The organism is Qipengyuania sp. HL-TH1, from assembly GCF_036365825.1.
Taxonomy (GTDB): domain Bacteria; phylum Pseudomonadota; class Alphaproteobacteria; order Sphingomonadales; family Sphingomonadaceae; genus Qipengyuania; species Qipengyuania profunda.
Genome location: NZ_CP142675.1, coordinates 503910 through 521980 on the forward strand (window position 1 = coordinate 503910; position 18071 = coordinate 521980).

An 18071-nucleotide genomic window follows, 5' to 3' on the forward strand; every position below is an offset into this window, starting at 1 on the left:
CCGCTCAGCCGCGGGGCGGGAGCAGCACGGTGTCGATCGGGATCAGTACCCCGTTATTGGCGGCAATGGCGGTGCCGGACACATGCGCGCTGGCGCCTCCATCCATGGTAACCGTCAGCGTTTCGCCCGATCTGGCGAACTGGACCTCGGTCTGGCCGAGCGTGGTCATGGTGACCGGGCCGCCGCGCCGGTCGATCGCTGCGCCGATCGCTTCGGGTGTCAGGTGACCGGGCAGCATGTGGTCACGCAATATCGCAATCAGTACCGGGCGCTGCTCGTCCTCCAGCAACGCTGCGCCGTCCTCGCCCAGCGCGGCGAACGCCCGATCCTTGGGGGGCAAGCACCGTGTAGCTCGCCCGTCCGTCGAGGACGCCCGAAAGCTCCGATTGCTCGATCGCGCTCTGCAAGATGCCGAGCGCCTTGTTCGCGCCCAGTGCCGCGGCCAGCGTCAGCGTTGCGTCATCCTGCGTGACCGGCGCGGACTGCTTGTCCTCGGCCTCGCCGCAACCGCCCAAGAGCGGCAACGCCGCCAGCGCCAGCGCTGCGAAACCTGTTCTCACCAAGGGTGTCATGGGTGCACTTTCAGACCAGCAGGTCGATCACAGCCGCGACCAGCTGTGTTTCAGGATCGATCCGGTACACATGCCCGTCCGAATAGCGGTACCAGGCATCGGCCGTATCGGCGTAACGCGCGCGGTAGGAATAGGGCACGTTGTAGACATCGTAGCCTGCCGGTAGCGGCTGCCCGACGGTGAATGTGTCGCCGGTCAGCAACCCCGCCACCGAGGTGATCGCGGAATCCTCCGGATCGACCCGGTAGAGGACGTTCTCGGCATAGCGATAGGACGACATCGGGCCGAGGTCGTAATAGTCGACGAAATAGTCGGGGACCGCATAACTCTCGTAACTCGCTGGCCAGACATTGCCGATCGCCAGCGCCCCGCCAAGCACCGGGAGATAGCCGGTCACCCGGCCTTCGCTCGTGCGGCGCAGCAGATAACCGCTTTCGTAGTGATAGCGACCCGCATCGTAGTGGCTCAGCCCGAACAGGCCCGGATCGTAGGCGTAGCCGTTCCACCGCCGGTTGCGGACCGGGGAGGTGCCGGCCTGATCCGGTGCGACGCAATCGCTGTTCCTGCGCGTAAGCCCCGGTGGGCATCCGGCGATCAGTGTGCGGTTGCGGTCGCGATCGAGGAAGGCGCGCGCGCCATCGCTGCGATCGCGTGCGGTGGGCACGTCGGGTATGCGGTTATCGCGTCGCTCGGTGTTGGGCTTTGCGCGCTGGCGGACGCTGTTCGCTCGCCCGTTGTCTGGCTTACCGCGCTCCAACTGGGCGGCCCCGCGGTCGTTATTCCGCTTGTCGTTTCCCTGCCCCTTGCCGGGCGCGGCGTAAGCGCCGCCCGCCGCGAGTGCGATGGCGGCCGCTCCTGCGACCAAGATACGCATTTGGGATACTCCTTTGCTGGCCTAACGGCGGCGGGAGCATTCGGGTTCCGGCTAATCGTTCGGCGTGGATGGCAGAATTCCGCGGCTTTCAGCGTGAGCGATAGAGGCGCGCTTCGGCTGCACGGCGACGGACGAGGCCCTTGAGCACCCGTCCGCCGGCCCGGTTCCACCGCGCAAATTCCCCCGCCGCCGCCCCGTAATCGCCCGCCAAATGGCGGCGCAGCAGCGTCGACCGCGCAATCGCGCCGGTGTTGTAATGGAAGCTGACCAGGGCATCGAATTGGGCCTGCGTGGTCGGTGCATCGCCCAGCGCAATTGCGACATCCCGTGCATGCCGTGCGACGTCGCTCTCGAGCCGTGCATCGCATTGCTGCTGTGTCCATACGCTGCCCGGACCGATGCCGGGCCCGGTGGCGCCCCAGCCGATGGTCCATGGTTCGCCGCCAGTGCCCGGATCGGGATAGGCTTCGACCATTCCGTCGGGGCGCAGGCGCGCGCAGCCTTCGAATTGCCGGATAAGCGCGAGCCCCTGAGCGCCGATGCTGTGTGCCCCTCCGTTTGGCGCGCGTCCGGCGACGGTATCGATCGCCTTGTCCAGCGCCTCGACCTCGGCTTGCCGGAACCCGCGCCCCAAGAGCTTGCGGATGGCATCGAATAGCGGTTTGCGGTTCATCTACGGCCTCCATGATGAATGAGGCCGACCGAGTAGGCACAAGCGGAGGGAGTAGGAAAATGCTTTCGCCCAACAAGAAGGGCCGCCCGGTTTCCCGGACGGCCCATCTTGTCGGAACTGAAAGTCCGGCTTGGCTTAGAACTTGAAGCTCGCCATCGCGCGGTAGGTTTGCGCATCGGCATTGTCGCGTCCGATCGTGGTGTCAAAGCCGACGCCGAACTGTGCGCCCCCGCTGACATATTGCAGCGAGAAGCCTGCTTCGCCCCAGTCCTTGGCCTGGTCGGCCAGAAGGAATGGAACGGCCGGTCCGGTCCCGCTGGCGAACTGCGCCGTAAAGACCGAGGGTCCGTCCTCATACTCATGCACGAAGTCGATATTGGCATCGATCTGGATCGGGCCACCCGCGCTCTGGTAATCGAGCCCGATACGGCCCTGCAGGCTTTCCACGTCCTCGCGGTCGATCGTCAGGGCCAGCGAACCACCCGTTTCGCTCACCGGATCGAAGGAATGGTCGACGTAGCGAAGTTCGATACCCGGCGAGATCGTGCCCAGCGGGCCTTCGAAATCGTAGGCCAGGCCCAGCGCGGCGGCAAAGCCGCGGTTGCTGCTTTCGCTGGTCAGCGTCTGCGAACCACCGAGGAACGACACGGTCCGCTCAGTATCGATATCGAGATCGATCAGGCTGACCTGGCCATCGACGACGAAGCCGTCGACGGTCTTGGCGCTGCCATAGAGCGACACCGCCAGCGCTTTCGCATCGGCCTGCTGGTTGAGCGCCACATCCGCCTCGAGGTCCGAGTAGAAGCCCGACAGGCCGATCATCGACCGTTCGCTCGGGAAGTACTCGATCCCGCCGCCGAAGAAGTAGCCATCGACGTCGGTATCGCTCTGGGTGTAGCCGGGCATCGATGCCCCGCTGCCCCGGAGCAGGCCGCCGGCGATGTAGATCGCCATATCCTCGCGGATGGCGCCTTCCTGTACCCGCGTCGGCTCGTCACTCTGGTCGAGCCCGAGCGCACCCGCCGTGATCGGCTGGCTTCCGCGCGAGACCGACATCTGGGCGGTCTGGATCGGACTGCCGAGCGTGGCGATCGTCCCGCCCGAACTGGCGAGATCCGATTCGCGCAGGCGCGAAGCGTTGAACGACTGGAGGTTGTGGAAGGACTGCGTCGCCAATTGCTGGACCGCGGTTTCCGCTACTGGAGCCAGCCCGTCGAAGGTCGACTGGATCGTCGCCGCATCTGCGAAATCGAGCTGGTAAAGCTCGGCCAGCGCGGCGTTGCCACGGTTCTGGTCGAACAGCCGGGCATAGCTGCGCTGCACCGGATTCGCTGTGACCGCCGTACGATAGCTGGCCGCGAGGATTTCCATCAGCACGGCGTTGTCGGTGTAGGTGAACGACTGGCGAAGGATCGGCGAAATATCGTCGGGTACGAATTCCCCGCTCACGCCCCCTTCAGCAGTTACGATCGTATAGACTTGGCCAAGACCGTTAACTTGGCCGAGTATCCCTGCACCTACAGCCACGATGGGACCGGTCGGTTCTTCGTCTTCCTCCGCGTCAGGGTCAGCCGGGGCGCCAAACGCCGCCTCTCCTGTGACTGCGACGAGGTCGGAAGTGCCATTCGGTCCGATGTCGATCATCAGCGTCGACGCCGTCGTCATGATCAGCGATCCATCGATAGTCAGCGTATCGATGGTCCCAATCCTCCCAGGAGAGATTGCGCCCATGAATGCCGTCACGAAGGGCGCGGTAATCGTCCCGCCGCCCTGCAGCGCGCCGCCGAAGAGGGTGTAGTCGCCAACCGACGTAAGGCCGCCGTCGACGGTGATCGTGCCGCCGAACTGGGTGACGTCGATCAGCGAGGTCAGGCTGGCGTCTGCGGTAATGTTGAGCCCTGCAGTGCTCCGTACGGTGAGCCGGTCGATGGTGACGTCGCTGCTCAGCGTGGTGGTGCCCGCGTTGGCCAGCGTCACATCGAAATAGCGCGGGTCGACATTGACCGCAGCATCCGCGCTTACGACCGGATCGATGTTGTCGGGGACGAAATCGGTCGCCCCGGGCAGGCCGTTGTCGAGCGTGGGATCGGGCAGCGGATCGTCCGAGAATTCTGGGCTGCCGCCATCGCTGGCATGCGGGTTTTCCTCGGCGAATTCGGGAGCGCCGTTCTGTGCTTCATTGGCATTGATCAGCCCGTTGCGCGCCAGCGCGCCGCGGCCGCCCGCAGCTTCGGGCGAGGCCTGGGTTTCCCCGCCGCCCAGCGCATCCAGCATGTCGCCATCGGCTTCACCGATCCCCGAATTGACCGTACCGTCGGCCGTGCGTGCCGGCGGGGTGGGATCGCCGGTGGACAGGTCTTCGCAGCCATCGCCCGGGTTGTCGCCTTCGGGATCGAAGCAGACTTCGCCGAATTGCGGCGCATCGCCGATGACGCCGTTGCCCGGCGTGGTCGGCAGGCCGTTCACCACATCGCCGTTCTCGTCGATAATACGGTAGACGGGATCGAGGGTGGTGACCCAGTGATCGGCATTTTCCCAATTGCCGTCACCTTCAACCGCCGAGACATAACGATAGGGGTTGGTGGCGACGATATAATCCCAGAACAGGTAGAGCGGCTGGTAGAAGCTTTCGGTGCCGTAGCTCGAGAAGACCTGCGGGCCGAAGAAGCGCGAACCACCCGACAGCACCGCGATGACGAGGTCTTCGTCGCTCAGCGTGTTGTTCGCGGCATCGAGGACCAGCGGACCACCCGAGTCGCCGCCTGCGGTCGTGCCTTCGCGTTCGCGCGGCTCGTCCTTGTAGAGGTTGAAGTCGAACGGGTTGGTCTTGTTGGGATCGTCGAAGTCGAGCCGGTAGAGGACCTGCGGCAGATCGCCGAAGGCCGCGCCGAACAGGAATGTGTTGCGGTCGTCGAACGAAGTCAGCGAGCCGAGCATGTTTTCGGCCGATTTGCGGCGCCAGTCGATGCCGAGATTGTCGCCCGCGGTTCCCGAGCCGGTGCGGCCGTAGCCGGTGATGTTGACGTGATAGCCAGTGCCATCGGTGTCGTCGATTTCCTCGGGCGTCGGCAAGGGCGAGAACAGCAGCGACCAGGTCGGCAGGTCGGCTGCTGGCGTGTCGAGGCTGGCGAGGGCGATATCACCTTCTAGGAAGCCTTGGCCGTCGGGACGCGCGACCGACCGCGGATCGTAATAGATGCGGTTGACGTCGAAGACCGCGAGGTCGGGATTGCTCGTGAAGGCGTTGCCGATCCAGTTCTGGAAGCCCGGCAGCGCATTGACGTTGAACGACCACGCCGCACGGAGCGCATCGTCGCGAAAATCGGTTTCGGCCACATCGTTAACGCAGTGCGCGGCGAACAGCACCGTCCGCGGATTGATCAGCGTACCCGAGCAGACGAAGCCGTCGTTGCGGAAGAACATGCCGACGCCGCTGAAGTCTTCGTCCTTATCGACGATGTCGTCGGGCGTATAATTGTCATTGGGGACGATGGCGTGAGCCGGCGTGCTCAACGCGACTGTCGACAAGGCGATGGTTGCGGCGCCAGCCAAAAGGCGGCTTCCGGTGCGATTGAACGTGGATTTCATTCCGAGTGTCCCTCCAGGAAATATTCGTTAAGGCGCGCCCAAGCCGCGCAATGCGAATGTTCTAGAACCGGGGGGGACGAAAAGGGAAGGGCTTTGCGCTCCCCTCCCGTCATGTTTTATGGTTTATTGTTGCTTAAGGGACGCACTTTTTGATTTAGTTCAAAGACAAGGGCGGCCGGATCGCTCCGGCCGCCCAGTCAAAATCATTCTGCCGTTACCGGCGGAATCGGATCACGAGCTATAGTACATGTCGAATTCGGCCGCGCAGGGCGTGGTTTCGACACGCAGGACTTCTTCCCATTTCAACTCGCAATAGGCTTCGATCTGGTCCTTGGTGAAGACGTCGCCCTTGAGCAGGAACTCGTGGTCGGCCATCAACGCCTCGAGCGCTTCGCGCAGGCTGCCGCAGACGGTCGGCACGTCGGCCAGTTCGGCGGGCGGCAGATCGTAGAGGTTCTTGTCCATCGCTTCGCCCGGATGGATCTTGTTGGTGATCCCGTCGAGCCCGGCCATCAGCAGCGCGGCATAGGCGAGATAGGGATTGGCCATCGCATCGGGGAAGCGGAACTCGACGCGCTTGGCCTTGTCGCCCGCACCATAGGGGATGCGGCACGAGGCCGAGCGGTTACGCGCCGAATAGGCGAGCAGCACGGGCGCCTCGAAGCCCGGTACGAGACGCTTGTAGCTGTTGGTGGTCGGGTTGGTGAAGGCGTTGAGTGCCTTGGCGTGCTTGATGACGCCGCCGATGTAATAGAGGCAGTTCTCGCTCAGCCCGCCATACTGGTTGCCGGCGAAGGTCGGCTTGCCTTCTTCCCAGATCGACATATGCGTGTGCATGCCCGAGCCATTGTCGTCCTTGATCGGCTTGGGCATGAAGGTCGCGGTCTTGCCGTAGATATGCGCGACCTGGTGCACGACATATTTGTAGATCTGCATGTTGTCGGCGGTTTCGACCAGCGTGCCGAAGGTCAGGCCGAGCTCGTGCTGCGCGGCGGCCACTTCGTGGTGGTGCTTATCGCAGGGCAGGCCCATTTCGATCATGGTCGAGACCATTTCGCCGCGAATGTCGACCGCGCTGTCGACCGGGGCGACGGGGAAATAACCACCCTTGGCGCGCGGCCGGTGGGCGAGGTTGCCGCTTTCATATTCGCGGCCGCTGTTGGTCGGCAGCTCGACATCGTCGAGAGTAAAGCCCGATCCGGCATAGCCGTCTTCGAAACGGACATCGTCGAACATGAAGAATTCGGCTTCGGGGCCGACATAGATCGTGTCGCCGACGCCGGTCGATTTGAGATAGGCTTCGGCGCGCTTGGCGGTGGAGCGCGGGTCGCGCGCATACCATTCGCCGGTCGACGGCTCGACGATATCGCAGAAGACGATCAGCATCGGTTCGGCGCTGAAGGGATCGACATAGACCCGCTCGAGGTCGGGCTTGAGGATCATGTCGCTTTCATTGATGACCTTCCAGCCGGCGATCGACGAACCGTCGAACATCAGCCCGTCTTCCAGTTCGTCTTCGCCGAGCACGCCCGCGACCATGGTCAGGTGCTGCCACTTGCCCTTGGGGTCGGTGAACCGCAGGTCGACCCACTCGATGCCTTCGTCCTTGATCTGTTTCAGGACGTCGCTTGCACTTGCCATTGGTATTGCCTCCGTTTGAACTGGAACTGCTGGAGCGGGTTGATCCCGCGATTATTAGATGGCGTCGTCGTCTCGCTCGCCCGTGCGGATCCGCAGCGCGCCTTCGATCGACGAAATGAAAATCTTGCCGTCGCCGATGCGCCCGGTCTGGGCGGCAGCGGCGATGGCTTCGACGGTGCGGTCGGCAATGCCTTCGGGCACGACCACCTCGAGTTTCACCTTGGGCAGGAAATCGACGACATATTCGGCGCCGCGATAAAGCTCGGTATGGCCTTTCTGCCGCCCGAAGCCTTTGGCTTCGGTAACAGTGATCCCCGACACGCCGATTTCGTGCAGGGCTTCCTTCACTTCGTCGAGCTTGAATGGCTTGATGATCGCTTCGATCTTTTTCACCTGGCGGTGTCCCCCCGAGAGTTCTGCTAGCCGTAATGCACGTAATTTACGCGTCGCGCTCGCCCGTGTTCCAAGAACCGTGCCAATTGGGCGGCAGGGCGTAAGTGCGCAGGTTCGAGCATCGCGCCCGGGCAATCGTGCCCGAAGCGCAGACAGGCGATGCCTGTTTTTTAGGCAACGGGCAAGCGCAGGCCGGCGGTTTCGGGCAGGCCGCACATCAGATTGAGGTTCTGCACCGCCGCCCCGCTGGCTCCCTTGCCAAGATTGTCGAGCCGCGCGACGAGGCGCGCGTTCCATCCGCCGTCATTGCCGAACACGAACAGTTCCATATCGTCCGACGGTGCGGCATCCCTGTCGAGCAGGAGTTCCCCGACCGGAGCGGTGCCGTGCACCGTCACCACTGCCGAAGTTTCGTAGAAGCTGGCGAGCGCATCCCGCAGGCTATCGGCATGCGGATCGTTGTCCATCGCACCGAGATGCAGCGGGACCTCCACGATCATCCCGCGATAGGCCGCGGCAACCGAGGGCGCGAACAGCACCGGATGCTCTAGTCCGGCGTGCGCCTTCATCTCGGGGAGGTGTTTATGGGCAAGATCATAGCCATAGGCGCGGAACGCCGGTGCGCCTTCGGCTTCGAACCGTTCGATCAGTGCCTTGCCGCCACCCGAATACCCGCTGACCGCATTGACGGTATAGGGCCAGTCCGCGGGGAGGAGACCTGCGCGTACCAGCGGCGCGACCAGCGCGAGAAAACCGGTGGGATAGCACCCCGGATTGCTTACCCGCCGCGCATCGGCGACCCGTTCGCTGCCGACCAGTTCGGGAAAGCCATAGCACCAGCCCTCGGTGGTGCGATGCGCGCTGGAAGCATCGATGACGCGCGTGCCAGTGGCGGGATCGATCAGTTCCACCGCTTCGCGGGCGGCATCGTCGGGCAGGCAGAGGATGGCGATATCGGCTTCGTTCAGCGCTTCCCGCCGCGCTTCGGCATTCTTGCGCTGCGCATCGTCGAGCCGGATGAGGGTGAACTCGCTGCGTCCTTCGAGCCGCTCGGCGATTTCGAGGCCGGTGGTGCCCGCGGCACCGTCGATGAAGACCGTGTGCGTCACTGGCCGGGCGCGAGCATGCCAAGCCGGACATAGCCGCTCGGCCCCTCGGGACCGCAGGTGATCCATGCCCAATCGCCCGCGCAGTCGAGCAGCTCGATCTCCTGACCCGCAGCGAGTGTCGCGCCCTCGTCGGCATCGTCGCGCATGGTCAGCTTGAGCGTCGCGGGCGCGCTGCCGATGGTCCGCACATGCGGGATCACATAGTGCGCGGCGAGATACCGATCCGCCAATGCGACATGCGCCAGATCGCCGCGCAGCGGCAGCGTTCCGGGGGCGGGCTTGTCGACCGGGCCCTTCAGTCCGACGATACCTTCGGGGAGGGAGTAACGGGCAGGGGCAGTCACGCTGTGTGCAAAATCCGGTTGTGAACGTTGCGGGCGCTTAACCCCGCGCGCGCTTTCCCGCAAGACGGCGGGCCTCAGGCTCCACCGAAACGGCCCTTCAGCATGTGCCATGCAGCACGCAGGCCATAGGCATCGCCGCCCTTGGGACGGCCCGGCTTGGCCTGCGGGCGCCAGGCGAAGGTATCGAAATGCGCCCAGTCGATCCCGTCGCCGACGAACTTGTCGAGAAACAGGCCCGCGACACTCGCCCCGGCAAAGGCATTGCCATGCGCGTTGTTGGTATCGGCGATGTCCGAATTGAGCCATTCGCGATAGGCATCGGGCAGCGGCAGGCGCCACGGCTCGTCGTCATGCGCGCGGCCGGCGTCGATCAGCGCCGCGGCGGTCGCATCCTCGCGGGCCATCAGCGCGGGGTAATCGGGGCCAAGCGCGACGCGGGCGGCGCCGGTCAGTGTGGCGAAGTCGAGGATCAGCGCGGGCCCTTCCTCGCTGGCGCGCTGAAGCGCATCGCCAAGCACCAGCCGGCCCTCGGCATCGGTATTGCCGATTTCCACGCTCAGGCCCTTGCGCGAGCGCAGTACGTCGCCGGGGCGGAAGCTGTTGCTGCTGATCGCGTTCTCGACCGCAGGGACCAGCAGGTGCAGCCGTACCGGCAGGCCCGCGCGCATGACCAGTCCCGCCAGCGCAATCGCATGCGCCGCGCCGCCCATGTCCTTCTTCATCAGCAGCATTCCGGTCGAGCTTTTCACATCGAGCCCGCCGCTGTCGAAGCAGACGCCCTTGCCGACGATGGCAAGGACCGGGTCGCCTTCCTTGCCCCAGGTCAGATGCAGCAGCCGCGGGGCATGATGGCGCGCGGCGGCGCGGCCGACCGCGTGGATCATCGGATATTCCTGCTCCAGCGTATCGCCCATGGTCACCTTGAGCGTGGCCGAATGCTGCTTGGCGAGCGTCTCGCACTGCTCTTCCAGCGCGGCGGGGCCCATATCCTCGGCAGGCGTATTGACGAGATCGCGGACGAGGCACACGGCCTGCGCCTCGGCGATTGCGCCGTCGATCGCGCCGACATCCTGTGTCAGCAGCACCCGCGGGCCGACCGGGCGTTCGGGCCGCTTATAGCGGTCGAAGACATATTGCGCGGTCTGCCAGCCGTGCACCGCGGGGCCGGGCACACCCTTCGCGCGGCGATAGGTGCCCGCAGGCAGGCTCTCTGCCAGCTTCGCCATGCACCAGCTCGAGAGGTTTTCGGGATCGGCCACGCCGCCCACAGCGAACCAGCTATCACCGTCGGGCACGATCGCGGTCTGGTAGCCGCCGCCGTCGAATTTCTGCGCCTCGAGCGCGGCCCGCTGGCTGGTCGAAAGCTGCTTGAGCCAGTCGCCCAGGCCGTCGCGGTTGACGAGGTGAATGGAAATCGCATCCTGCCCGCGGTCGGGCTGGATCAGTGGCTGTTTGTCGGCCATATCGGAGGTGCCTCTAATGAATTCGTCTTTCGCAAAGGAAACCGCGATGCGTGCGCCCCTGTTCCTGATTTCCCTCGCGCTGTCGAGTGCGGCCTGTTCCGACAGCGCCGAGTATGCCGACAAGGCGGGGGTCAGCGACCGTGCGACCGCAAGTGCCTCGGCCACCGCCGCGCCGGCGGCAGAAGCCTACGCGGTCGAGCAGGAAACCGAGCGTTACCAGTTCGCCTATTCCTGGCCCGCTCAAGTCGCCGCCGAACCGGCGCTGGCGGCGTTCCTCGGGCAGAAGGCCGACGCGATGCGCGCCGAACTCGAGCAGGAAGCCGACGAAGACTGGAACTCGTCGCAGGGGAGCGAGTGGACGCCGCGCCAGCACAGCGCCAGCGAGGAGTGGCAAGTGGTGGCGGATCTGCCCGGTTACCTGAGCTTGTCGGGGCATCTGGCGACCTATTCGGGCGGGGCGCATGGCATGTATGGCATGCAATCGCTGGTCTGGGACCGCGAGGCGGGCGCGGCGATGAAGGGAATCGACCTGTTCAACTCGCCCGTCGCGCTCGAACAGGCGCTGGGCAATAGGCTGTGCGACACGCTCAACGCCGCGCGCGAAGAACGGCGCGGCATGGAGATCGAGGAAGGCAGCGACGACATGTTCGACAAATGCCCCGGGCTCGACGAGGCCAGCGTGCTGGTCGGGTCGTCCAACGGCAAGACCTTCGACCGGATCACGGTGTATTTCGGCCCCTATGTCGCGGGCGCCTATGCCGAGGGCGATTACGAGCTCGATTTCCCCGTCACCGCCTCGGTCGTCGATGCAGTGAAGCCCGCGCATGCCAGGGCTTTCAGCGTGAGCCGCTAGGCATCTCGCAATTGCCGCGCAAAGCGCCTATGTGGGCGGCATGACTGAATATCAGGTAATCGAGGCGGACGAGACCGTCTATCGCGACGGCACGATCAAGCTGCATGGCCCCGAAGGTTTCGAGGGCATGCGCAAGGCGGGGCGGCTGGCTGCCGAAATTCTCGACGAGCTGACCACTTTCGTGCAGCCGGGCGTAACCACCGGCGCGATCGACGATTATGTCCGCACCATGATGCTCGATGCCGGATCGGTGCCCGCGACGATGGGCTACCGCGGCTATGAACACAGCTGCTGCACTTCGATCAACCATGTGATCTGCCACGGCATTCCGTCCGACAAGGCGCTGAAGGACGGCGACATCGTCAATATCGACGTGACCCCGCTGCTCGACGGCTGGCATGGCGATACCAGCCGCATGTTCTTCGCTGGCGAACCCTCGATCAAGGCCAAGCGGCTGGTCGAGGTGACTTATGAATGCCTGATGCTGGGGATCGATGCGGCGAGCAAGCCGGGCGCGCGGCTGGGCGATATCGGCGCCGCGATCGAAGCGCATGCGCGCCAGTTCCGCTATGGCGTGGTGCAGGAGTTTTGCGGCCACGGTCTCGGCCGGCTGTTCCACGATGCGCCGGAGGTGATCCATGCGGCGCGCGCCGGGACGGGGCCGGAAATGAAGCCGGGCATGTTCTTCACCATCGAACCGATGATCAATGCCGGGCGCGCGCATGCCAAGGTGCTGGGCGACGGCTGGACCGCGGTGACGCGCGACAAGTCGCTATCGGCGCAGTTCGAACATTCGATCGGCATTACCGATGACGGCGTCGAGATTTTCACCGAAAGCCCCAAGGGGCTGCACAAGCCGCCTTACTAGCCTTCGCGCGCGGCGCGTATCGCCGCCCCGGCGGCAAAGGGTGTCACCGCGCACAGCCCCAGGCTGATTGCGCCGGTAAGCAGCAACGCGCCCGGATCAGGGCGCGACAGCGCGCCTGCACCAAAGATCAGGATCGGCACTGCTAGCGGAATGACCATCAGGCCCGCCAGCGCCGCACCGCCGCGCAGGCTCGCGGTGAGCGCGGCCACCGCAAGGCCGACCGCGGCGAGGCCGGGGGTGCCCGCCAGCAGGCCCAGCAGGACGGTGCGCACCGTCTCTCCCGGCAGGCCCAGCAACGCCGCCGCGGGCAGCGTGGCGAGCAGCAGCAGCGGCGCGAAGGCCAGCCAGTGCGCGAGCAGCCGCACCGCCATCGCCGCCTCCTCGCTCACCCCGCGCAAGTGCAACTGGTCGAACATGCCCGCATCGAGATCGGCAGAAACCAGCTTGTCCAGCGGCAGGATCGCGGCAAGCAGCGCCGCCACCCAGATCACGCCTCCGCCGGTCCGCGCCAGCAATTGCGCGTCGGGCCCGACCGCGAAAGGGTAGAGCATCGCCACCGCAAGGAAGAACAGCAGCGGCAGCACCCCGCCGCCGCCGCGCCCGCCGGGCAGCAGCAGCCCGAGATCGCGCCTGAGCAGCGTGCCGATCATGCGGCATACTCGGCAAGCTGGATGACTTGCGGCGCGGGCAGGGCGATCGGCTGGTGCGAGGCGACAATGGCGATCCCGCCGCCCGCGCAATGCTGCGCGATCAGCGCCTCGAAAGCCGCCTGTGCGTGGCTGTCGAGACCGTTGAGCGGTTCGTCGAGCAGCCAGATCGGGCAGTTGCGGTTGAGCAATCGCGCAAGCGCGGCGCGCTTCTTCTGCCCGGTCGAGAGATAACGCACCGGTACCTCCATCAGCGGGTCGAGCTGCAGCAGTTCGAGCGCGCGGCCCGGGTGGGTGCATCCGTCGAGCGCTTCCCAGAATGCCAGCGCCTTGCCCAGTGGCAGATTGGCATCGAGCGCGAGCCGTTCGTCGACCAGTCCCATCGCTCCGGCGTGGTCCACCGAGCCGGTGAACGGATGCAGCAATCCGGCGAGAATGCGGATCAGGCTCGATTTGCCGATCCCGTTCGCGCCGGTCACATGCACGGCAGCGCCTTCATCGCAGGTGAGCGAAAACCCGCGAAACAGCAGCCTTTCGCCGCGGCGGCAGGCAATATCCTTTGCGACGAGGCGAGGTTGCATGGGCGGTGGCGATAGGCAAAAGGCGCGCCACCGACAAGTAGAGGAGAATCGCAGCCATGACCGTTGAACAGCTGACCGAGGAAGAGCGTGGCAGCTGGCTGCGCGGGCTGACCGGCTGGAGCCTCGCCCGTGATGGCAAGGCAATCGTGCGGAGCTTCGAATTCGCCGACTTTTCCGAAGCCTTCGCCTTCATGACCCGCGTCGCGATGATCGCCGAGACGCGCGACCATCATCCCGAATGGTCGAATGTCTACAACCGCGTGGAGATCACCCTGACCACGCATGACGCCAGCGGGCTGTCGCTGCGCGACGTCAAGATGGCGCGCAAGATCGACGCGCTGCTCGGCTAGGACTTACCGGCCCATCGGGCGCCCGCCAGCGCGGGTTCCCTTGCGTACCCGACCCGGCAACCAACGCGCGGCAAAGGCCATGCGTTTGGCGGTCTTGCCGACGGTGGTGTGCAGCCTTTCACCATGCACAGCGGCCCATGCCGCCGCCGCCACGTCGTCGACCGGCGTGATCTCGAGGCCGGAATCGGTCACGCGCTGGCGGATGCCTTCATTGGACCGGGCGTTGGGATTGTGATCGAGCAGCGGCGTGTCGATGAAGCTGGGCATCAGCGAGCGGACATTGATGCCGTCTTCGGCCCATTCGCCATCGAGGCTCTCGGTCACCGCGCGCACCCCGAACTTGGTCGCTGAATAGACGCTTGCCCCCGGTGTGCCATAAATGCCCGCCGCGCTGGCGGTGTTGAGCAGGCACGATCCCGGCGCGGTCTTCGCCAGATGCGGATGCGCCGCCTGCGCGCCGAACAGCACGCCCTTGAGATTGATATCGAGGCAGCGCTCGATTTCCTCGGCGCTGTTTTCGAGCAGCGAGCCGCCAAGCGGGATGCCCGCATTGTTGAAGACCACGTCGATCCGGCCGCCCGCCGCCACCGAGAACGCCTCGAGCGCTTCGTCCCATGCCGCGCGGTCGCGCACGTCAAGGACATGGCCATAGACGAAGCCGTTACCGATCATGTCCTCGGTTTCGCGCATGCCCGCCTTGTCGATATCGCCCAGACCGACGAACCAGCCGCGCTCGCCGAAATGCAGCGCGACCGCGCGCCCGATACCCGACCCGCCGCCGGTGATGAAAATCGCCTTGCGCTCGCTCACTGTCTCTCTCCCTCGTGCGCGCTACAGCGCGGCATTGGTGTATGCGTGCCAGGTGAAGATGGCCATTGCGCCGCGATGCGGCCGCCAGTCTTCGCCGATGGTACGGGTTTCCTTTTCGCTCGGCCGCGCTGCCAGTTCGAGCATGCGGCCGACCGCTTCCTGGACCGCCAGATCGCCCGCGGGCCAGATATCGGGCCGCCCTTCGGCAAACAGCAGATAGATTTCCGCCGACCAGCGCCCGATGCCCTTGATCCGGGTCAACTCGGCAATCGCCGCCTCATCGTCCTGGGGAAGACTCGCGAGGTCGAGTTCGCCGCTGGCCACCAGTTCGCATAGGCTGCGCGCATAGCCCTGTTTCTGCCGCGACAGGCCGCAGGCGCGCAGCGTATCGAAATCGCGCGCCAGCACTTCGTGCGCGGGCATGGCTTCGCCCAGTTCGGCTTCGAGCTTGGCCCACACCGCATCCGCGGACGCGACGCTGACCTGCTGCCCGACGATCGTCCGCAGCAGCGTGCGGTAACCGGTGGGGCGAATGCGTTCTTCGGGATAGCCGCAGCGCTCCAGCGCCCCGGCTACAACGGGGTCGGATGCAGCGACCGTATCGAGGTGCGTGCGCAATTGTGCGTTGGTCAGCCCCATGGCGAGTGCGCTTGCCTTCCCCGTCGCGATTGAATAGCAGCGCGACGCATAGGGTCGACCAGTAGCCCTTTGCAACCGAGGAAACACGCAATGCCGAAACTGACCGTGACCACCCGCGAAGGCGAAACCAGCGAGATCGACGTCGCCGACGGCCTGACCGTGATGGAAGCGATCCGCGACAATGGCTTCGACGAGCTGCTGGCGCTGTGTGGCGGCTGCTGTTCCTGCGCGACCTGCCATGTGCATGTCGATCCGGCGTTTGCCGACAAGCTGCCCGAACTGAGCGAGGACGAGGACGACCTGCTCGAATCCACCGATCACCGCCAGCCGACTTCGCGCCTGTCGTGCCAGATCCCCTTCACTGCGGAACTCGACGGGTTGAAGGTTACTATCGCGCCTGAAGACTGATGTTGTTTGCAGGTTCGGGCCGGCGCGCCTAATTCCCGACCCATGACTGCAATTCCCGTACGCGAGCATACGCTCGACCTCATCGGCAACACTCCGCTGGTCCGCCTCCAAGGACCGAGCGAGGAAGCCGGCTGCGACATCTTTGGTAAATGCGAATTCGCCAATCCGGGCGCCAGCGTGAAGGATCGCGCGGCGCTTTACATCATCCGTGATGCAGAAGAGCGCGGCGAACTCAAACCCGGTGGCACGGTGGTCGAAGGGACCGCGGGCAATACCGGGATCGGCATCGCGCTGGTGGCCAATGCGCTGGGCTATCGCACGATTATCGTGATGCCCGACAACCAGTCGAAGGAAAAGATGGACACGCTCCGCGCCCTGGGCGCGGAACTGGTCACGGTGCCGCCGACCAAATATGCCGACTGCAACCATTTCCAGCACGTCTCGCGCCGCATGGCGGAAGAACTCGACGGCGCGGTCTGGGCGGGCCAGTTCGACAATACCGCCAATCGCAAGGCGCATATCGAAACCACGGCGAAGGAACTGTGGGACCAGCTCGAGGGCCGGATCGACGGCTTCACCTGCGCGGCGGGCACGGGCGGCACCATCGCCGGCGTCGGCATGGGGCTGAAGGAACTGGACGAAACCGTCACCATCGCGCTGACCGACCCGCATGGCGCGGCGCTGTATAACTACTTCGCCAATGGCGAGCTCAAGGCCGAAGGGTCTTCCGTGGCCGAAGGGATCGGGCAGGGGCGCATCACCGGCAATCTCGAAGGTGCGCCGATCGATACGCAGTTCCGCATTTCAGACGAGGAAGGCCTGACCTGGGTGGCCCGCCTGCTCCGCGAAGAGGGTCTGTGCCTCGGCCTGTCCTCGGGCATCAATGTGGCCGGCGCGATTGCGCTGGGCAAGCAATTGGTGGCCGAAGGGCGCGAGAACCCGCGCGTGGCCACCATCCTGTGCGACACCGGCTTCCGCTACCTCTCGACGCTCTACAGCGCCGAATGGCTGGCCGCGAAGGGCCTGCCGGTGTTCGATTGGTTGCAAAGCGGCGATTGACTGCCCGCCACGGGTCCCTACGCTTATGCGCGTGCACCAATTTTTCGATATGAGCCGCAAGCCGCCGGTGGGTGAGCTGCCCGAAGTGCCGGGTAGCGATGCCCGGCGCGAACGCACCGTGCAGCGCCTGCAGATCGGGATCACCGGCATCGTCATGATGATCCTGCTCGTCGGGCTGGCGAGTATCATCCAGAACCGCGCCGCGGAAACCGACGCGACGACCGTGCCTGCGGCCGCGCCGACCACCGAACCGACGCAGGCCGCGCCGCAGAACGACCCGCTGGTCGAGGCCGGCGTGGTTCCCGATCTTCCGGCCGAACCCAGCGCGACGCCCAATGCCGCGCCGACCTCTGGGCCGCAGACCACGACCGATGCGCCGCCTCCCGCTGCTAACTAGCACGCTTTCCTTGCTCATGGCGCTGCTCGCCGCGGCCTGCTCTCCGGGGGAGGCGCGGCATGAAGTGGTTTCCAAACCGCGCGTCGGGCTGTTCTCGAGCCTGCCGCTCTATTGGGGCGAGGGCGAGTTCGGCGCGATGCTGGAAGGCGGGGGCCAGAAGGACTGGGTGCGCGAGGAACTCGAGACGCGTTTCGAACTGGTCCCGCTCGATACGCTTGAGCCCGATGCACTGGCAGGGCTCGACCGCGTGATCCTGGCGCAGCCGCGCGCGCTGGCACCGTCGGAGAATGTCTCTTTCGATCAATGGGTGATGCAGGGCGGACAGGCGGTGATCCTCGCCGATCCGATGCTGACGCGCCACTCGCGCTACCCGATCGGCGACCGGCGCCGACCACAGGATGTCGTCCTCTTGTCGCCGATCTTCTCGCATTGGGGGGTCGAACTGCTGTTCGACGACAGTCAGCCCGGCGGGGAGCGGATGGCCGAAGTGCAGGGGCAAGCCGTCCCGGTGGCGCTGCGCGGCCGTTTTGCGCGTCAGGACAGCAGTTCCTGCGCGATCCTTGCCGATGGGTTGCTCGTCCGCTGCGCGCGCGGCAGCGGGTTGGCGGTCCTGTTCGCCGATGCGGCGGTGCTCGACTGGGACGGCAGCGGCCCCGTTCCGCAGGAGCGCAAGGACGCCCTGTGGGCCGTGCTCGGGCCGGTGACCCTCGACCAACCAGCCGATACCGACTGACCGGGGATTTCACGGGTGAGGCCCGGAGAAATCGCGGGATTCTTCGCTCGACTCCGCACAAAGCCACGC

General features: G+C 65.3%; 21 protein-coding genes. 7 read left to right on the plus strand and 14 right to left on the minus strand.

Annotation, left to right across the window (positions count from 1 at the left end; all coding sequences use genetic code 11):
- Window positions 1-4: 4 nt before the first annotated feature.
- The 10 genes from VWN43_RS02945 to VWN43_RS02990 form a co-directional block, all read right to left on the minus strand.
- Entirely contained in the window at window positions 5-340 is a 336-nt protein-coding gene (locus VWN43_RS02945) for a fasciclin domain-containing protein (protein ID WP_330768102.1), read from the minus strand.
- The gene (locus VWN43_RS02950; RefSeq protein WP_330768103.1) at window positions 243-560 is read right to left on the minus strand and encodes a hypothetical protein; all 318 of its coding nucleotides are present in this window, start codon (window positions 558-560) and stop codon (window positions 243-245) included. The genes VWN43_RS02945 and VWN43_RS02950 overlap by 98 nt, the downstream gene beginning before the upstream one ends.
- A gap of 22 nt (window positions 561-582) precedes the next feature.
- On the minus strand, window positions 583-1446 hold the full coding sequence (locus VWN43_RS02955) for a hypothetical protein (protein WP_320180726.1): 864 nt from the start codon (window positions 1444-1446) through the stop codon (window positions 583-585).
- Window positions 1447-1534: 88 nt separating this feature from the next.
- Complete coding sequence (locus VWN43_RS02960; RefSeq protein ID WP_320180725.1) at window positions 1535-2119, minus strand: lysozyme; 585 nt, start codon at window positions 2117-2119, stop codon at window positions 1535-1537.
- A gap of 135 nt (window positions 2120-2254) precedes the next feature.
- Complete coding sequence (locus VWN43_RS02965) at window positions 2255-5707, minus strand: autotransporter domain-containing protein (RefSeq protein ID WP_320180724.1); 3453 nt, start codon at window positions 5705-5707, stop codon at window positions 2255-2257.
- A 231-nt stretch (window positions 5708-5938) separates the two neighbouring features.
- Window positions 5939-7348, minus strand: a complete 1410-nt coding sequence (glnA, locus tag VWN43_RS02970) for a type I glutamate--ammonia ligase (protein ID WP_253518226.1) — start codon at window positions 7346-7348, stop codon at window positions 5939-5941.
- 54 nt (window positions 7349-7402) lie between these two features.
- Window positions 7403-7741 (minus strand): P-II family nitrogen regulator, encoded by a 339-nt coding sequence (locus VWN43_RS02975; RefSeq protein ID WP_067462894.1) that lies wholly within the window; start codon window positions 7739-7741, stop codon window positions 7403-7405.
- A gap of 170 nt (window positions 7742-7911) precedes the next feature.
- Entirely contained in the window at window positions 7912-8850 is a 939-nt protein-coding gene (gene argC, locus VWN43_RS02980; RefSeq protein WP_320180723.1) for an N-acetyl-gamma-glutamyl-phosphate reductase, read from the minus strand.
- A complete protein-coding gene (locus VWN43_RS02985) occupies window positions 8847-9194 on the minus strand; it encodes a hypothetical protein (protein WP_320180722.1) in 348 nt (115 codons plus the stop codon). The genes argC and VWN43_RS02985 overlap by 4 nt, the downstream gene beginning before the upstream one ends.
- 74 nt (window positions 9195-9268) lie before the next feature.
- Complete coding sequence (locus tag VWN43_RS02990) at window positions 9269-10657, minus strand: leucyl aminopeptidase family protein (RefSeq protein ID WP_320180721.1); 1389 nt, start codon at window positions 10655-10657, stop codon at window positions 9269-9271.
- Window positions 10658-10703: 46 nt separating this feature from the next.
- Between VWN43_RS02990 and VWN43_RS02995 the strand changes: the two genes are divergently transcribed.
- On the plus strand, window positions 10704-11510 hold the full coding sequence (locus tag VWN43_RS02995) for a DUF3298 and DUF4163 domain-containing protein (protein WP_320180720.1): 807 nt from the start codon (window positions 10704-10706) through the stop codon (window positions 11508-11510).
- Window positions 11511-11550: 40 nt separating this feature from the next.
- Window positions 11551-12378 (plus strand): type I methionyl aminopeptidase, encoded by an 828-nt coding sequence (map, locus tag VWN43_RS03000; RefSeq protein ID WP_320180719.1) that lies wholly within the window; start codon window positions 11551-11553, stop codon window positions 12376-12378.
- On the opposite strand, the gene VWN43_RS03005 is transcribed toward map, so the two are convergent.
- Both VWN43_RS03005 and ccmA read right to left on the minus strand, forming a co-directional pair.
- A complete protein-coding gene (locus VWN43_RS03005; protein WP_320180718.1) occupies window positions 12375-13028 on the minus strand; it encodes a heme exporter protein CcmB in 654 nt (217 codons plus the stop codon). The two genes, map and VWN43_RS03005, sit on opposite strands and share 4 nt — an antisense overlap.
- Complete coding sequence (gene ccmA / locus VWN43_RS03010) at window positions 13025-13606, minus strand: heme ABC exporter ATP-binding protein CcmA (RefSeq protein WP_320180717.1); 582 nt, start codon at window positions 13604-13606, stop codon at window positions 13025-13027. Before ccmA ends, VWN43_RS03005 begins: the two co-directional genes overlap by 4 nt.
- 56 nt (window positions 13607-13662) lie before the next feature.
- Between ccmA and VWN43_RS03015 the strand changes: the two genes are divergently transcribed.
- Window positions 13663-13956, plus strand: a complete 294-nt coding sequence (locus tag VWN43_RS03015) for a 4a-hydroxytetrahydrobiopterin dehydratase (protein WP_320180716.1) — start codon at window positions 13663-13665, stop codon at window positions 13954-13956.
- Between the two features lie 3 nt (window positions 13957-13959).
- Here VWN43_RS03015 and VWN43_RS03020 read toward each other — a convergent pair whose 3' ends face one another.
- Together VWN43_RS03020 and VWN43_RS03025 are read right to left on the minus strand one after the other, a co-directional pair.
- Window positions 13960-14766 (minus strand): SDR family oxidoreductase, encoded by an 807-nt coding sequence (locus tag VWN43_RS03020; protein ID WP_320180715.1) that lies wholly within the window; start codon window positions 14764-14766, stop codon window positions 13960-13962.
- A gap of 21 nt (window positions 14767-14787) precedes the next feature.
- Window positions 14788-15405: a DNA-3-methyladenine glycosylase family protein gene (locus tag VWN43_RS03025; protein WP_320180714.1), complete on the minus strand. Its 618-nt coding sequence runs from the start codon at window positions 15403-15405 to the stop codon at window positions 14788-14790.
- Between the two features lie 90 nt (window positions 15406-15495).
- On the opposite strand from VWN43_RS03025, the gene VWN43_RS03030 reads away from it, so the two are divergent.
- From VWN43_RS03030 to VWN43_RS03045, 4 genes are read left to right on the plus strand one after another with little or no spacing between them, the layout of a single operon-like run.
- Window positions 15496-15813 (plus strand): 2Fe-2S iron-sulfur cluster-binding protein, encoded by a 318-nt coding sequence (locus VWN43_RS03030; protein ID WP_253518186.1) that lies wholly within the window; start codon window positions 15496-15498, stop codon window positions 15811-15813.
- A gap of 42 nt (window positions 15814-15855) precedes the next feature.
- Window positions 15856-16872, plus strand: coding sequence for a cysteine synthase A (locus tag VWN43_RS03035; RefSeq protein ID WP_253518183.1), 1017 nt, complete (start codon window positions 15856-15858; stop codon window positions 16870-16872).
- A gap of 31 nt (window positions 16873-16903) precedes the next feature.
- The gene (locus VWN43_RS03040) at window positions 16904-17269 is read left to right on the plus strand and encodes a hypothetical protein (RefSeq protein ID WP_253518179.1); all 366 of its coding nucleotides are present in this window, start codon (window positions 16904-16906) and stop codon (window positions 17267-17269) included.
- Window positions 17244-18002 carry a Gldg family protein gene (locus VWN43_RS03045; protein WP_320180713.1) on the plus strand — a complete coding sequence of 253 codons (759 nt, stop codon included), beginning with the start codon at window positions 17244-17246 and terminating at the stop codon, window positions 18000-18002. The genes VWN43_RS03040 and VWN43_RS03045 overlap by 26 nt, the downstream gene beginning before the upstream one ends.
- The last annotated feature ends 69 nt before the right edge of the window (window positions 18003-18071 follow it).

Excerpts from the sequence above, each read along its gene's own strand:
- VWN43_RS02955 (WP_320180726.1), bottom strand. The coding sequence starts at position 1,446 with ATGCGTATCTTGGTCGCAGGAGCGGCCGCCATCGCACTCGCGGCGGGC.
- VWN43_RS02960 (WP_320180725.1), bottom strand. The coding sequence starts at position 2,119 with ATGAACCGCAAACCGCTATTCGATGCCATCCGCAAGCTCTTGGGGCGC.
- VWN43_RS02965 (WP_320180724.1), bottom strand. The coding sequence starts at position 5,707 with ATGAAATCCACGTTCAATCGCACCGGAAGCCGCCTTTTGGCTGGCGCC.
- glnA (WP_253518226.1), bottom strand. The coding sequence starts at position 7,348 with ATGGCAAGTGCAAGCGACGTCCTGAAACAGATCAAGGACGAAGGCATC.
- VWN43_RS02990 (WP_320180721.1), bottom strand. The coding sequence starts at position 10,657 with ATGGCCGACAAACAGCCACTGATCCAGCCCGACCGCGGGCAGGATGCG.
- VWN43_RS02995 (WP_320180720.1), top strand. The coding sequence starts at position 10,704 with ATGCGTGCGCCCCTGTTCCTGATTTCCCTCGCGCTGTCGAGTGCGGCC.
- map (WP_320180719.1), top strand. The coding sequence starts at position 11,551 with ATGACTGAATATCAGGTAATCGAGGCGGACGAGACCGTCTATCGCGAC.
- VWN43_RS03005 (WP_320180718.1), bottom strand. The coding sequence starts at position 13,028 with ATGATCGGCACGCTGCTCAGGCGCGATCTCGGGCTGCTGCTGCCCGGC.
- ccmA (WP_320180717.1), bottom strand. The coding sequence starts at position 13,606 with ATGCAACCTCGCCTCGTCGCAAAGGATATTGCCTGCCGCCGCGGCGAA.
- VWN43_RS03015 (WP_320180716.1), top strand. The coding sequence starts at position 13,663 with ATGACCGTTGAACAGCTGACCGAGGAAGAGCGTGGCAGCTGGCTGCGC.
- VWN43_RS03025 (WP_320180714.1), bottom strand. The coding sequence starts at position 15,405 with ATGGGGCTGACCAACGCACAATTGCGCACGCACCTCGATACGGTCGCT.
- VWN43_RS03030 (WP_253518186.1), top strand. The coding sequence starts at position 15,496 with ATGCCGAAACTGACCGTGACCACCCGCGAAGGCGAAACCAGCGAGATC.
- VWN43_RS03035 (WP_253518183.1), top strand. The coding sequence starts at position 15,856 with ATGACTGCAATTCCCGTACGCGAGCATACGCTCGACCTCATCGGCAAC.
- VWN43_RS03045 (WP_320180713.1), top strand. The coding sequence starts at position 17,244 with ATGCGCCGCCTCCCGCTGCTAACTAGCACGCTTTCCTTGCTCATGGCG.